Annotated in this window: 12 protein-coding genes; 11 read left to right on the top strand and 1 reads right to left on the bottom strand. The window is 46.5% G+C overall.

Going from position 1 to position 14,613, the window contains the following annotated elements:
* Positions 1–11 precede the first annotated feature (11 nt).
* The 7 genes from fdnG to AACQ81_RS01130 all read left to right on the top strand — a co-directional run bounded on the left by fdnG (position 12) and on the right by AACQ81_RS01130 (position 6,006).
* On the top strand, positions 12–3,059 hold the full coding sequence (gene fdnG / locus AACQ81_RS01160) for a formate dehydrogenase-N subunit alpha (RefSeq protein WP_237386006.1): 3,048 nt from the start codon (positions 12–14) through the stop codon (positions 3,057–3,059).
* Between the two features lie 9 nt (positions 3,060–3,068).
* Positions 3,069–3,995, top strand: coding sequence for a formate dehydrogenase subunit beta (fdxH, locus tag AACQ81_RS01155; RefSeq protein ID WP_237386005.1), 927 nt, complete (start codon positions 3,069–3,071; stop codon positions 3,993–3,995).
* Positions 3,992–4,645 (top strand): formate dehydrogenase cytochrome b556 subunit, encoded by a 654-nt coding sequence (gene fdoI / locus AACQ81_RS01150; protein ID WP_237386004.1) that lies wholly within the window; start codon positions 3,992–3,994, stop codon positions 4,643–4,645. Before fdxH ends, fdoI begins: the two co-directional genes overlap by 4 nt.
* Before the next feature lie 107 nt (positions 4,646–4,752).
* Entirely contained in the window at positions 4,753–5,010 is a 258-nt protein-coding gene (locus AACQ81_RS01145; RefSeq protein ID WP_272903004.1) for a type II toxin-antitoxin system RelB/DinJ family antitoxin, read from the top strand.
* 3 nt (positions 5,011–5,013) lie between these two features.
* Positions 5,014–5,283, top strand: coding sequence for a type II toxin-antitoxin system RelE/ParE family toxin (locus tag AACQ81_RS01140; RefSeq protein ID WP_237386003.1), 270 nt, complete (start codon positions 5,014–5,016; stop codon positions 5,281–5,283).
* Positions 5,284–5,420: 137 nt separating this feature from the next.
* Positions 5,421–5,699, top strand: coding sequence for a type II toxin-antitoxin system CcdA family antitoxin (locus AACQ81_RS01135; protein ID WP_443089525.1), 279 nt, complete (start codon positions 5,421–5,423; stop codon positions 5,697–5,699).
* Between the two features lies 1 nt (position 5,700).
* Positions 5,701–6,006: a CcdB family protein gene (locus tag AACQ81_RS01130; protein WP_092553645.1), complete on the top strand. Its 306-nt coding sequence runs from the start codon at positions 5,701–5,703 to the stop codon at positions 6,004–6,006.
* A gap of 56 nt (positions 6,007–6,062) precedes the next feature.
* On the opposite strand, the gene AACQ81_RS01125 is transcribed toward AACQ81_RS01130, so the two are convergent.
* On the bottom strand, positions 6,063–8,144 hold the full coding sequence (locus AACQ81_RS01125) for a plasmid pRiA4b ORF-3 family protein (protein WP_237386001.1): 2,082 nt from the start codon (positions 8,142–8,144) through the stop codon (positions 6,063–6,065).
* 291 nt (positions 8,145–8,435) lie between these two features.
* Here AACQ81_RS01125 and fdhE point away from each other — a divergent pair, with 291 nt between their 5' ends.
* The 4 genes from fdhE (at position 8,436) to AACQ81_RS01105 (ending at position 14,584) form a co-directional block, all read left to right on the top strand.
* On the top strand, positions 8,436–9,368 hold the full coding sequence (gene fdhE, locus AACQ81_RS01120) for a formate dehydrogenase accessory protein FdhE (protein ID WP_237386000.1): 933 nt from the start codon (positions 8,436–8,438) through the stop codon (positions 9,366–9,368).
* A gap of 18 nt (positions 9,369–9,386) precedes the next feature.
* Positions 9,387–10,778, top strand: a complete 1,392-nt coding sequence (gene selA, locus AACQ81_RS01115) for an L-seryl-tRNA(Sec) selenium transferase (protein WP_237385999.1) — start codon at positions 9,387–9,389, stop codon at positions 10,776–10,778.
* Between the two features lie 107 nt (positions 10,779–10,885).
* The gene (gene selB / locus AACQ81_RS01110; protein WP_237385998.1) at positions 10,886–12,778 is read left to right on the top strand and encodes a selenocysteine-specific translation elongation factor; all 1,893 of its coding nucleotides are present in this window, start codon (positions 10,886–10,888) and stop codon (positions 12,776–12,778) included.
* Between the two features lie 156 nt (positions 12,779–12,934).
* Positions 12,935–14,584 carry an LTA synthase family protein gene (locus AACQ81_RS01105; protein ID WP_237385997.1) on the top strand — a complete coding sequence of 550 codons (1,650 nt, stop codon included), beginning with the start codon at positions 12,935–12,937 and terminating at the stop codon, positions 14,582–14,584.
* The last annotated feature ends 29 nt before the right edge of the window (positions 14,585–14,613 follow it).

Genomic DNA, 14,613 nt, shown 5'->3' with positions numbered 1-14,613 from the left:
AGGAGATCCCCATGCAAGTCAGCAGAAGGCAGTTCTTTAAGATCTGTGCTGGCGGTATGGCGGGTACGACGGCAGCTGCGTTGGGATTTTCCCCAACCGCAGCGATTGCACAAACACGTAACTACAAATTGCTGCGTGCGCGTGAAACCCGAAATACCTGTACGTACTGCTCTGTCGGCTGTGGATTGTTGATGTACAGCCTTGGTGATGGTGCCAAAAATGCCAAATCTACTATTTTTCATATCGAAGGGGACCCGGATCATCCTGTAAACCGGGGTGCCTTGTGCCCTAAAGGGGCCGGGTTGGTCGATTTTATTCACAGTAAAAATCGGCTGCATTACCCGGAATATCGTGCGCCAGGCTCCAATCAATGGCAGCGCATAAGCTGGGATGACGCCTTCGATCGTATCGCAAAATTGATGAAACAAGACCGTGATGCCAATTTTATCAAAACCAACCAAGATGGCGTTACGGTTAACCGCTGGCTGACAACGGGCATGTTGTGTGCCTCCGCTGCCAGCAATGAAACCGGTTATTTATCGCAAAAATTTACTCGTGCTCTCGGCATGCTTGCCGTAGACAACCAGGCGCGTGTCTGACACGGACCAACGGTAGCAAGTCTTGCTCCAACATTTGGTCGCGGTGCGATGACCAACCACTGGGTGGATATTAAGAACGCGAATCTGATTGTCGTTATGGGCGGGAATGCCGCAGAGGCTCACCCGGTCGGTTTCCGCTGGGCGATGGAAGCCAAGATTCACAACAACGCCAAACTGATTGTTATCGATCCCCGTTTTACCCGTACGGCATCCGTGGCGGATTTTTACACGCCTATTCGTTCCGGTACGGATATTGTTTTCCTGTCAGGTGTGATTTTATACCTGATGACCAATGAAAAGATTAACCGTGAATATGTCGAGGCTTATACCAACGCCAGTTTGATTGTGCGGGCAGATTTCTCGTTCGATGATGGCCTGTTCAGCGGCTATGATGCGGAAAATCGCCAATACGATAAAACAACATGGAATTATGAGCTGGATGAAAACGGTTTTGCCAAACGTGACAAGACCCTGAGCCATCCTCGTTGTGTCTGGAATCTGCTGAAAGAGCATGTCAGCCGCTATACGCCGGATGTGGTCACCGATATTTGCGGGACGCCGAAGGAAGATTTTCTCAGGGTGTGTGAATATCTGGCTGAAACCAGTGTGAAAGATAAAACGACTTCTTTCTTGTATGCATTGGGCTGGACTCAACACTCCACAGGCGCCCAGAACATCCGTACTATGGCGATGATCCAATTGCTGCTCGGCAATATGGGGATGGCGGGCGGTGGTATTAATGCGCTGCGTGGTCACTCAAATATTCAGGGGCTGACAGATTTAGGGCTGCTGTCCCAGAGCTTGCCGGGTTATCTCTCCTTGCCGTCGGAAAAACAGGTGGATTTGCAAACCTATCTGCAAGCCAACACACCAAAATCCACGGTTCCGGGGCAGGTCAACTATTGGGGCAATTATCCGAAGTTCTTTGTCAGCCTGATGAAGAGTTTCTACGGCGATCATGCCCGTAAAGAGAATGACTGGGGTTTTGATCTCCTGCCTAAGTGGGATAAACCTTACGACGTACTGCAATATTTCGAGATGATGTCGAAAGGGGAAGTCAATGGCTATATTTGTCAGGGCTTCAACCCCCTAGCATCATTTCCTAATAAAAACAAAGTTGTCGCTGCTTTGTCAAAACTGAAGTTTTTGGTGACGGTTGATCCGCTCAGTACCGAAACAGCTTCATTCTGGCAAAATCATGGCGAGTTCAATGATGTTGATCCGGCTTCCATTCAAACAGAAGTGTTCCGTCTGCCCTGTTGCTGTTTTGCTGAAGAGAATGGCTCGATAGTCAATTCAGCACGCTGGCTGCAATGGCACTGGAAAGGTGCTGATGCCCCCGGAGAAGCGATTGGGGATGGTGAAATTCTGTCAGGTATCTATAAGCGCCTGCGTGACCTGTACCGTGAAGAGGGTGGTGCGGCACCGGAACAAGTCCTGAGCATGACATGGGATTATCTCGATTCTGATAATCCGACACCGGAAGAAATCGCACAGGAAAATAACGGTCGTGCTCTGGCTGATGTGCTGGATGCCAATGGCAATGTACTGGTGAAAAAAGGTCAGCAATTGTCGTCTTTCGCGCAATTGCGTGATGACGGAACAACCGCCAGCGGCTGCTGGATTTTTGCCGGAAGCTGGACGCCGGAAGGCAACCAGATGGCACGCCGTGATAATGCTGATCCTTCTGGTATCGGCAATACGCTGGGTTGGGCATGGGCGTGGCCGTTGAACCGCCGCATCTTGTATAACCGTGCGTCTGCCGATCCACAGGGCAATCCGTGGGATCCTGAACGTCAGTTGATCGCGTGGGATGGCGATAAATGGAGCGGGGTGGATATTGCCGATTACAGCAATGCCGCGCCCGGAACCGATGTCGGGCCATTTATCATGCAGCCGGAAGGCATGGGACGCCTGTTTGCCATCGACAAAATGGCAGAAGGGCCATTTCCTGAGCATTATGAGCCGTTCGAAACGCCGCTGGGCACCAATCCCTTGCATCCGAATGTGGTTTCCAACCCAGCGGCTCGCGTGTTCAAGAGTGATTTTGCAGCAATGGGCAAAGCCGATAAATTCCCTTACGTGGGAACGACTTACCGCCTGACCGAACATTTCCATTTCTGGACAAAGCATGCGTTGCTGAACGCCATTGCCCAGCCGGAGCAGTTTGTGGAAATTGGTGAACGGTTGGCGGCAGAGAAAGGCATCAAACAGGGCGATACCGTTAAAGTCAGCTCCAATCGTGGTTATATCAAGGCCAAAGCGGTAGTGACGAAGCGTATTCGTACCTTGAATGTTCACGGTCGTGAAGTGGACACCATTGGCATTCCGATTCATTGGGGATTTGAAGGGGCAGCGAAAAAAGGTTTCCTTGCTAATACCCTGACGCCGTTTGTCGGTGATGCCAATACACAGACACCGGAATTCAAAGCATTTCTGGTTAATGTAGAAAAGGTGTAGGGGGAAAACATGTCATTGCAATCTCAGGACATTATTCGTCGCTCTGCCACCAATTCACTGACTCCCGCACCCCGTGTGCGGGATCACCAGCAAGAAGTGGCGAAACTTATTGACGTGACAACCTGTATCGGCTGTAAAGCGTGTCAGGTGGCGTGTTCAGAATGGAACGATATTCGTGATGAAATTGGTCACAATGTGGGTGTTTATGATAATCCGGCTGATCTGACGGCGAAGTCATGGACAGTCATGCGGTTTTCCGAAGTTGAGGAAAATGGAAAGCTGGAATGGCTGATCCGTAAGGATGGCTGTATGCACTGTGCCGATCCGGGCTGCCTGAAAGCGTGTCCTGCGGAAGGAGCGATTATTCAGTACGCCAACGGTATTGTCGATTTTCAGTCAGAGCACTGCATTGGTTGCGGCTATTGTATTGCGGGCTGTCCATTCAACGTCCCGCGCATTAACAAAGAAGATAACCGTGCTTACAAATGTACTCTGTGTGTTGATCGTGTTGGTGTGGGTCAGGAACCGGCATGTGTGAAAACCTGTCCGACAGGGGCGATTCATTTCGGCAGTAAACAGGATATGAAAGCGCTGGCGGCAGAACGGGTTGAAGAACTTAAGGGACGCGGTTATGACAATGCTGGTCTGTACGATCCTGAAGGTGTGGGTGGAACGCATGTTATGTATGTGCTGCATCATGCCAATAAACCTCAGCTCTATCACGGTCTGCCGGATAACCCGACTATCAGTCCGACAATCACATTCTGGAAAGGTATCTGGAAGCCATTGGCGGCCATCGGTTTTGCCGCGACCTTTGCCGCTTCCATTTTCCATTACGTGGGAATTGGCCCTAACCGTGTTTCCAGGGAAGAGGAAGAGAGCGCCCTTGAGGACATTGATTCGGGCAATTCAGATTGTGGGGAGACGAAGAAATGAAAAAACGTAACGATGTCATCATTCGCCATTCTCCGGTTGAACGGGTCAATCATTGGGCGGTTGTTATCTGCTTCCTGTTCACCGCCATCAGTGGGTTGGGTTTTTTCTTTCCATCTCTGAACTGGATGATGAATATCTTCGGTACGCCGCAGTTATCACGGATACTGCATCCGTTTGCGGGTTCGGTAATGTTCTTCTTGTTTGTTTTTATGTTTTTCAGGTACTTCAAACATAACATGATCGACAAGGGTGACATTGAATGGGCGAAGAATATTCACAACGTACTGCGTAATGAAGAAGCGGGGGATATTGGGCAGTACAATCTCGGACAGAAAGGCATTTACTGGTCGGTGAGTGTCTGCCTGTTCCTGTTGCTGGTCAGCGGCATCATTATCTGGCGTCCTTATTTTGCGGAATATTTCCCGATTCCCTTAATCCGAATTGCTTTGCTGGTTCACTCACTGTCGGCGATTGGCCTGATCCTGACGATTATTATTCATGCTTACGCGGCGTTTTGGGTGAAGGGATCAGTGCGGGCGATGGTGGAAGGCTGGGTCACGCGCGGCTGGGCGAAGAAACACCATCCACGCTGGTATCGTGAAATCGTGAAGCAAGAGCAACGAAACGGGCAACAAAAAGAGAAAGAGTGAATTTGGGGCAGGGTGTTTTTGATATATCCCGCTTTTTTATATTTGTTGTGTGGCTACAAAATAGCTACAATGTTCATTAATTAAACACACGATGTGAGGGCGTCTGTATGGCTGATACTGTTGTAAGAGCCAGAGTATCTTCAGCTTCTAAAGAAGCTGCGATGGCAAATGCCAAAGCTTTGGGATTGGATCTGTCCACTGTGATCCGTATGCTTGTTAATCGGTTGGCTGTTGAAGGACAATTACCTGACGGTTTTTTCCAGCCAAATAGTGAAACGTTGCAAGCAATTCGTGATCTGGAAAATGGTAATGAAGTGCACAGGGTCAACACAATTGATGAATTAAAGCATGATCTAGGTTGGTAGATAATGTTGAGCATTGTTTACCAGAGTCGGTTTAAAAAGGACGCCAAGAAGTATGCTAACAATAAGAAAGCGCAAGAGGTTATTCTTGAAACTCTTGCGCTTTTACAGACAGGCCTGCCATTGCCACCCAAATATAAAGAACACCGACTGATTGGTAATTATATTGGTTATTTGGAATGCCATGGCGCTCCGGATCTACTCTTGATTTATCAACGCACTGGCACCGAATTAATATTGTACCGTGTTGGTAGTCATGCGGATTTATTCAAGTAGTTGATTGAAGAAACACCATCCACGCTGGTATCGTGAAATCGTGAAATCGTGAAGCAAGAGCAACGAAACGGGCAACAAAAAGAGAAAGAGTGAATTTGGGGCAGGGTGTTTTTGATTAATTAGTGTTGCCTGCTATTATGACACGCGTACTTACGCGTGTCATTTACGGGGGTTATATGACAGCATTACATTCTAGAACTAAAAAAACTGTTAGCGTAACTGTGTCACCTGAGTTGTATGAACAGGCAAAACAACTAGGGCTAAATTTTTCTGCTATTTTGACTCAGGCATTAATTGCAGAACTTAAATCTGCGACGGCTGAGCAGTGGAAACGTGAGAATAGAGAGGGATTGGAAGAACTCAATCGCATCACCCGTGAACATGGTCTACTGTCCGATCAATACAGGACATTCTAAGATGCAGTATACAGTTTACAAAAATACAGGTAATCCTGATTATCCCTACCTGTTGGATGTTCAGAGCGACATTATTGACGTACTGGAAACACGATTAGTTATTCCATTATTCCCAAAATCAAATTTCAACGGGAGAATTCCAACCCGATTATGCCCGACCCTGAACATTGATGGGAACGAATATCTCGTTATGACCCACGAGATGGCTAGCATCAGAGTCTCTGTGTTAGGTGATGAGATGACAAATGTCTCATCCCACAGAAAACCAATTAAAGATGCTATGGATTTCCTCTTTGACGGATTTTGAACAAATGAAACCGGAGGCTGTTTTTACCCTCCGGTTTTGCAGGATGTTATGGGCTTTTAGTAATTGAACAGTGCCTTCAGTCTCTTGTTAGCTTGTTGTTTATCAAAAGGTTCAGGCTGTTCATCCGGAGACAAACCTGCCCACTCTAATTGCTCTGCTTCATCTTCTGTCAGGATTTTCTTTTTCCTCAATTTGAGCAGATGATTCCAATGCCAGATACCGCCGGAGTCTTCAGCCGGACACATGCCATTACCTGCGGTGACTTCGGGTTGGAGAATATCTTTCGGAAGTATTTTTTCGACGGTTATTTGATGGAACCAACCATCACCAAAGTCATACTGATAGTTGAGTGTTGCGTCAATATCATTCAGGAATACCCCGATACGTATTTGGTCATTATGTTCTTCCGGAATTTCTATTTCGCCAATATCAAAACTGTACAGGTGGGCATTTTCCCAACCCATGGCATCTTGTATCACTTCATGGAGTTCACTGAGAGTCAGTTGATTACTGATACGGAGCCGACGCCATACCGCAGGGCTTGCATCAAGTAAGTTGACCTTGATCACTAATCCTTGCGGTGGTAGTTCGGCATTGGTGGGTTCCATTATCATGGAAAAGTACTCAAAACTTATCTCTGATAAAGTATCAAATAGCGAAAATTTCTTGCGGTTCAATGCAGGATCGTAGAGCGTATGAGCCAAATCCAAATAGTCATTTGTTAAACGCTGAGTTTGTGTCGGTAGTTTATATTGTTCAACTGTGGCTGAGTAAGTCAGGCGCTCTGTAAACAACTCCCGGTTTGCGTAGTAATAATTCTTCAATAAGTCTCTGGGCTTTTTCGCTGCCAGTAAATATTCTTCTGGGGCCAGCCAACTCATCAGTAACGGCGAAAAATGTTCCATATAGATGGAGCTGAGACGATTCCGTTCTTGTCGTTTAGGATCTTCCTGATAACCGAGTTTTTTGCTCCAGACCTCAAATTCAAACGTTTCTGGTTGTGTCCATTCGAAAGGTAATTGCGATAACCAATGAAGAGAATAGAGATCGATTGGGGTATTTTTATTGAGCTGAACTGAAAGTATCCATGGCAATATTTGTTGCAGCCAGTCCGGGGAGACGGGGGTGAAGTCAACACTGTCATCCAGTTGTGCCATCAGTTCAGTGAGTGTGTGGTCAGGCGCTAGATTCAATAACGTTTCCCGGATACCAGATTTAAAATCCAACATCATGTTTAGCTGGAGTATCTGACCATCCAGAGTGATTTTCATCATCATGCTGGCGCAATCATTGCCATCAACATGGGAAACGTATAATTCATGTATTACTGCCGCCGCCGGAGCTTTACTGTGCTTCATTGCCAGTTTTTTCCAGCGTTTTATATAACGCTTAATAGAAGGATGGCGGTTGAATCGGGTACACAGGTTGATTAGCTGTTGGGAGGATAAATGTGCCCATGCGGAGGAGGGACAACTATCCAACACTTGCGCACTGGCAAGTGCAACCGGCTCTTCAAAATACTGGGTTAACAGCAGAAGAGCATCTATGCCCCATGGATATTGGGTCACTTCTGACAGTAAATAGGGTAAAGCTTCGTGAGGTATAACAGAAAAACCATTTTCAAAGAACTCAATGAATTCGATGCCCGATTTAAGATCAAATTGATCAAGTAGCTGGCTTAATTTGAACGGTTGTTGGGGAAAGCTGGCGACATTAGTGTCGTCATCCTGTTTTGGTGTTTTCAGCAGCTGAGTAATGTCAGCTTGGATATGAAACTGATGTTTCTTCAATATTGATAAAAATAACAAAATACATTCATTATTGAGCTCGACGTTTTCTTTGGTATCAACCAGAATTTGCTCGATAGTTTCTTCAAATTGTTGTTTGGCTTCCGCCGGCAATTTGGTTGCGGTCAGTGCCAGTTCAGCGATAGCAACTTCAGCCCAACTATTGATGGCATCGCCTATATCGTCCATCGCTTCTTCAGGTATCGTTAACGCCATGTTTATCAGTAAAAATACGTTCTCTGGATCAGTAAACCATTGCATTTGTTCCGGGGTTAATTGGCGCTGTTTCTCAGGTTTATGAGAATATTCGTTTATTGCTGAGCATAATTTTTCAGGTGTGAGTTTCATCATAAGTCTCTTCATTTATTGAGTTGCAAATCAAGAAGAGTGTTCATGATTGATGCGACTAAATTCACCCTTCCTCCTTTGTACCCGCCATCTTTCAAGTTGCCGCTTTGTTGGCCACATTTTGAAATCTATTGGGTGTAATAACACTGACAGTCTAACCTGAATAACAGTTTAGTCTGGATTGAATATGTAGTATTTGTAAACTTGTATTGAAATTAATCGTAATGTATTTCACTGGCTGGCAAGGTCAGTAAGATGATGGCGTATTATAATGATAACGGGGAGGTTAAAAGAATGAATATTCGTATTGTTCCTAAAGAACAGTTGGGCAAAGAACGAATGAATGAAAGAAGTGCAGGTTTTATTCCACCATTGCTGTTTGCCAACCTGAAAAATCTGTATCAGCATCGTGTTGAGCGCCTGAAAATGTTGGCGACTGAGGACAACCCATTTTCAAGCTATCTGAATTTTGCTGCTGAAATTGTTCAGGCACAGCAAAAGGCTCAGTATGATAATCCCTTGAGTGTGGAATTAGATGAGATCCTTTCTCATGCCCGACAAGGAACCCGTGTTCCGCTGGATTGCAAAACCCTGAAACGTACCCGTCACTGGCACAGTGTCCTGCATTCTCTGATTGCGGAATTGCTGCCTGCCGTGCCTGAACATGTGAAACCTGCCCTCGAAAATCTGGCGAAAAATTCAGAGCAAGAATTAGAAGGGATGGCAAGTGCATTGCTTAATAGCGAATTCAGTAAAGTCAGTGCCGATCAGTCGGTGTTTGTCTGGGCTGCGCTGTCTGTTTATTGGACGCAAATGGCCAGTTTGATCCCCGGTAAAGCGCGTGCGGAATATGGTGAGCATCGCCAGTTTTGCCCGGTCTGTGGCAGTATGCCTGTTGCCAGTGTTGTTCAGATTGGGACTGGTCAGCGTCTGCGTTATTTGCATTGTCATTTGTGTGAAAGTGAATGGCACGTTGTGCGGATCAAATGCAGCAACTGTGAGCAAACCGGCGATCTGAATTATTGGTCACTGGATAGTGAGCAAGCGGCAGTCAAAGCAGAAAGTTGTGGTGATTGTGGCAGTTACCTGAAAATCCTTTATCAGGAAAAAGATCCGAATGTGGATGCGGTGGCTGATGATCTGGCATCACTGATTCTGGATGCCAAAATGGAAGATGAAGGTTTTGCCCGCAGTAGCCTGAACCCTTTTCTGTTTCCCAATGAATAAGTGATTAAGGGGACAGCGATGACACAGGAAATAAATTCGCTATACCGTCAGTTACCTTCCATCGATAAATTATTGCGGGAATCTGAAATCACTCCGCTGATTGAGATGCACGGGCAAACACGGGTAGTGGGTATACTGAGGGAAATGCAGGAGCTGGCGAGGGTCAATATTCGGGAACATCAACACTTGCCGGAATGGAATGGTAACTGGGTTGCTTCATTGCATCAAAGAATCAAACAAGAGAGCCTGTCAGCTTTGAGACCAGTATTTAATCTGACTGGCACGGTACTCCATACCAATCTCGGGCGGGCTGTGCTGGCGGAGTCAGCGATTGATGCGGTGACACAGGCAATGCGTTCACCAGTGACATTGGAGTACTCCCTTGATGGTGCCGGTCGGGGGCACCGTGACCGTGCCTTGGCAGATCTCCTGTGCACGCTGACAGGGGCAGAAGATGCCTGTATCGTCAACAACAATGCCGCAGCGGTTTTATTGGTATTGGCAACGATGGCTCAGGGAAAAGAGGTCGTTGTTTCCCGTGGGGAATTGGTGGAGATTGGCGGGGCATTTCGTGTTCCTGATGTGATGGTACAGGCGGGCTGTCGTTTGGTGGAAGTGGGCACCACAAACCGGACGCATCTGAAAGATTACCAACAGGCAATCAATCCAGATACGGGTTTGCTGATGAAGATACATACCAGTAATTACAGCATCGAAGGCTTTACTGCTGAAGTGTCGGGAGAGGAATTGGCGACGCTGGGCGCGGGATCTCAAATCCCGACAGCCATCGATCTTGGCAGTGGTTCCATGATAGATATGACACAATATGGCTTGCCTGCCGAACCCATGCCCCGGGATTATCTGAATCACGGCATTGATTTGGTGACTTTCTCCGGTGATAAATTACTGGGTGGCCCGCAAGCCGGCATTATTGTCGGCAAGAAACAGTGGATTGATGCTATCCAGCGTCATCCTCTGAAACGTGCATTGCGGGCGGATAAAATGACGCTGGCTGCACTGGAAGCAACATTGCGCCTTTACCAACATCCTGAACAACTCCATCAAAAATTACCGACGCTGCGTCTGTTGTCTCGTACGCAAAATGAAATCCATGATATGGTGCAGCAGCTCCTTCCCAAAATTCGGGATCATTACGGTGAAAAGTTTATTGTCCGTGACGAACCTTGTTATTCTCAGATTGGCAGTGGTTCTTTGCCTGTCGATCGCCTGCCCAGTTGGGCGCTGACTTTTGCTGCGATTGATGGGCGCGGCAGTACATTGGAAAATTTAGCCCACCAGTGGCGCAATTTGCACAATCCAGTGATAGGGCGTCTGTACGATGGGCGATTATGGCTGGATTTACGTTGTCTTGAAGATAGCGGCGCATTATTGCAGGCGTTGTTGTTATAACAGTTGTTGTTATAAAAGTTATTGTTATAGCAATGATTGTTATAAAAATGAATGCCATAAAAATTGTCGCTATAAAAATCGTTGTTATACAAATGAGCTGAATTACTATGATTTTTGCCACAGCAGGACATGTTGATCACGGTAAAACGACATTGATTCAAGCAATCACAGGGGTTGATACAACCCATTTACCGGAAGAAAAAAAGCGGGGCATGACTATCGATCTTGGTTATGCTTATTGGCCACAGTCGGATGGTTCTTCGCTGGGATTTGTCGATGTACCGGGCCATGAGAAATTTCTGTCCAATATGTTGGCGGGGATCGGGGGCATTGAACATGTCCTGCTGGTTGTTGCCTGCGATGATGGTGTGATGGCGCAGACACGCGAGCATCTGGCGATTTTACGTTTAATCGGACGGCCTGAAATTACGGTTGTACTGACCAAAGCGGATGGTGTTGAACCTGCCCGGATTGAGGAAGTCCGGCAACAAGCTGCACAGTTACTGGTATCACAAGGGTGGCAATCCGTTCCTTTGTTTGTAACAGCCGCCACCACAGAGGAAGGTATTGCACCACTCAGAGACTATTTACTTTCTGTCCATCAATCACAATCCGCTCACCAACACCATTATTCTCGTCAAAATTCGTATCATGAAAAATTAAACCAGCGCTTTCGCTTGGCTATCGATCGCGTTTTTACCGTTAAAGGGGCGGGGGTAGTGGTGACAGGAACCGCGTTGGCGGGGAGTATCTGTGTCGGTGATACCTTGTGGTTCACCGGCAGTGAGCAAACTGTTAGAGTACGTGGTCTGCATGCCCAGAATCGGCCAGCTGGGCATGCGCAAGCCGGGCAACGTATCGCATTGAATATTGTCGGAGATATCAGTAAAGAACAGGTTTCCCGTGGCGATTGGCTATTATCACAACAGCCCATGTCTGCGGCTGTCAAAGTGTTAGTGGAGATTGAAACTGATGCGCCGCTGCAAAATTGGCAGTCCCTTCATATTCATCATGCTGCAAGCCATATCACGGGACGAATTTCATTACTGAATTCCCTGACAGATACGCCAGTATTGGCTGAACTGGTGTTAGATCGCCCTTTATGGCTGGTGGAAAATGATCGCCTGATATTACGTGATATCAGTGCCAGAAAGACTCTGGCGGGAGCGCGGGTCATTAATCTGAATTCTCCGCGCAGGGGAAAACGTCAGCCCGAGTTTCTTGATTGGTTATCCCAATTGGCGAGAGCGAATACTCATGCGGAAAATCTCGCTTCTCATTTACCACGCGGAGCGTTATCTCTCAGCCACTTTGCATGGGCGCGTCAGTTAACAGAAAGCCAGCTCAACCACTTGTTGATAAAGATGGATGCCATCATTGCTGGGGACTGGGTTCTGTCAAAGCATAATGCAGTGCTGGCAGAACAACGGATATTGCAGATTCTGGCGGAATATCACGAGAAACATCCTGATCAACTTGGAGTGGGTAAAGCCCGATTGAAAAGAATGGCATTACCTGCACTGGATGAAACGCTGGTTTATACTCTGTTCAATCGATTACTTGAACGGAAAGCACTGAAGCAAACTTATGGAAGTTTGCATTTACCTGAGCATGGATTGGCATTTACTGCTGAGCAGGTGAGCCTTTGGTTAAAAGCGGAACCCTATTTCAGGGCCGAAGCGTGGTGGGTTCGCGACTTGGCTACGCAGATGGGGGAAGATAAAGATGTCGTGCGCCATCTTTTGCGGACAGCGGCGCAATTGGGGATTATTATCGCGATCGTGCCAGATCGTTATTATCACCGTCAGCGCATTCAGCAATTTGCTGATTTGATCCGTCAATATTATCAGGATAACGGAGGCATAACGGCTATGAATTTCCGCGATGAATTTAATATCGGTCGAAAATTAGCGATCCAGATACTAGAATTCTTTAACCGCACCGGCTTTACCCGCAGAAAGTCTGATTTACATGTTTTACGGGATGAGGGCATGTTTTAGCCGTGGTTTTTTAATGCCGTACCGATTGAACTCCTTTGAGTCAGAGGTGTCTTCATTGAGCGAATATACAGAATTTTATTTTCTGCATATTTGATAGCCTATGTTACTTTTTTTGGGTGAAGTCAAACTGAACTCATATATGGAATTCAATCAAGTATGAAGAAAAAAATAATCTCGGGGGTTTATCTTGGATTGCTGTTAATCGCTTCCTTGATAATCGTGTTTGAGAAAAGCGGAGATATTTATCCTGCGCTGGTGTCTGTCGGCGTATTCAGCGTTATCTTTGGTCTGGCTTTTTTCGTGTCAGCGCGCTGGCTATTTTCGGTTGTGTTGACTGGAACCCTATTTATCATCCTCAAATTCCTTAACCAGATAAAAGTTCATTACTACAAAGAGCAGCTGATGTTTTCTGATTGGAATGTCATTCTGGACCCTTCCAATCAGGAAACCTTACGCCATTATTGGCTGGCAGGTATTGCGGTAGCAGCGATGGTTGTCTGGTTAATATTCAACATAATATTGAGCTGGAAAGCGGTTCCTCCCACGCGGGGGATCAAATGGCGGCTTATCAGTATTATTCTGGTGGCGGCCAGTGTCTGGGGGATCAATCTGACGGTCAGAGCCTACCATGCTCAATGGCAGGAGGAATTACCAAAGGGACGGGGAACAGTGACCAATATGGTGATGTCAGCGATGGATGCACAATACCAACCACCACAATTTGGTACATCTGCTGACTATTTCTTACAACAGGCGAAGAAAGTGACGTTGCCGGAACCACAGTCAGATGTGAAACCCGATGTGGTTTTGTTATTGCAGGAGTCCACCGTCAATCCCTACCTTTATCAGTTACCTGCTAATGTTAAGTTGCCAGATCTTTATATGTTCCAACATGATGAGAATGTCAGTGCCCAAAGTCCGCTCAGGGTACAAACCTTTGGTGGAGGGACGTGGCTATCTGAATTCTCTGTTCTGACCGGATTGAATACAGATGATTTCGGCGTTCGCAAAAATGCGGTGTTTTATTTTGTTGTCGATCATCTGAAAAACAGTTTGTTCCGTGCGATGAAAGACAATGGTTATTACACGGTTGTGCTGACGCCATTTAATAAATCGGCCTATCATGCAGGGCATGCCTACAAAACATTGGGCGTTGACCGGATTATCCAGCCACAGGAACTGGGCTATCCGGCAAGCATCGATGAAAATCTGTGGACAATTTCGACACAGGATATGTTGTCTTACGTGAAAACCATTTTGGCGAAGGAAACAGACAAGCCGATCTTTATTTTCTCGCTGACCATGTACGAGCATGGCCCTTATGAAGAGAGCCACTTTGATGACTATGGTTTGACTGACAAAGTTGATAGTTCAAATGCGGTAGGTAAATTCAGCCATTATATGGAAAAAATCACGGTTTCTGATCCTGCCATCAAGGATTTCAGTGAGTTTGTTGCCAAGCGAGATAAACCAACTATTTTTCTCTATTTTGGTGATCATCAACCGAACATACATTTTGATCACTACAATTCTCCGTTATCTGATCCTGCACATATCACCCAATTTACTATGCGGGATAATCTGAAAGACGGAACTCCAATTACAATGGGCAATCTGACAGATATCTCTTTCCTTGGCGGGATGATTCTGGAACGAGCCCGCTTATCCACACCTGAATTTTATCAGGCGAATATGATCATGCGGCATTTGTGTGATGGTGAGTTGGATGATTGTCAGGATAAGGCTCTGATGGAGAGCTACAAGCATTATATTTACCAACAGCTGGGAGTGGCAGGCAAAGAGTAACGCGCCGCCATATTCTCCATTATCCCTTC

The sequence above is a fragment of the Xenorhabdus sp. Sc-CR9 genome (assembly GCF_963897815.1).
Classification (GTDB): domain Bacteria; phylum Pseudomonadota; class Gammaproteobacteria; order Enterobacterales; family Enterobacteriaceae; genus Xenorhabdus.
This window is presented reverse-complemented; position numbering and strand designations above follow the sequence as displayed.

Coding starts and splice junctions, on each gene's coding strand:
- AACQ81_RS01135 (WP_443089525.1), top strand. CDS start 5,421: ATGACACGCGTACTTACGCGTGTCATTTACGGGGGTTATATGACAGCA.
- selB (WP_237385998.1), top strand. CDS start 10,886: ATGATTTTTGCCACAGCAGGACATGTTGATCACGGTAAAACGACATTG.
- fdhE (WP_237386000.1), top strand. CDS start 8,436: ATGAATATTCGTATTGTTCCTAAAGAACAGTTGGGCAAAGAACGAATG.
- AACQ81_RS01105 (WP_237385997.1), top strand. CDS start 12,935: ATGAAGAAAAAAATAATCTCGGGGGTTTATCTTGGATTGCTGTTAATC.
- AACQ81_RS01130 (WP_092553645.1), top strand. CDS start 5,701: ATGCAGTATACAGTTTACAAAAATACAGGTAATCCTGATTATCCCTAC.
- AACQ81_RS01140 (WP_237386003.1), top strand. CDS start 5,014: ATGTTGAGCATTGTTTACCAGAGTCGGTTTAAAAAGGACGCCAAGAAG.
- fdoI (WP_237386004.1), top strand. CDS start 3,992: ATGAAAAAACGTAACGATGTCATCATTCGCCATTCTCCGGTTGAACGG.
- AACQ81_RS01125 (WP_237386001.1), bottom strand. CDS start 8,144: ATGATGAAACTCACACCTGAAAAATTATGCTCAGCAATAAACGAATAT.
- AACQ81_RS01145 (WP_272903004.1), top strand. CDS start 4,753: ATGGCTGATACTGTTGTAAGAGCCAGAGTATCTTCAGCTTCTAAAGAA.
- selA (WP_237385999.1), top strand. CDS start 9,387: ATGACACAGGAAATAAATTCGCTATACCGTCAGTTACCTTCCATCGAT.
- fdxH (WP_237386005.1), top strand. CDS start 3,069: ATGTCATTGCAATCTCAGGACATTATTCGTCGCTCTGCCACCAATTCA.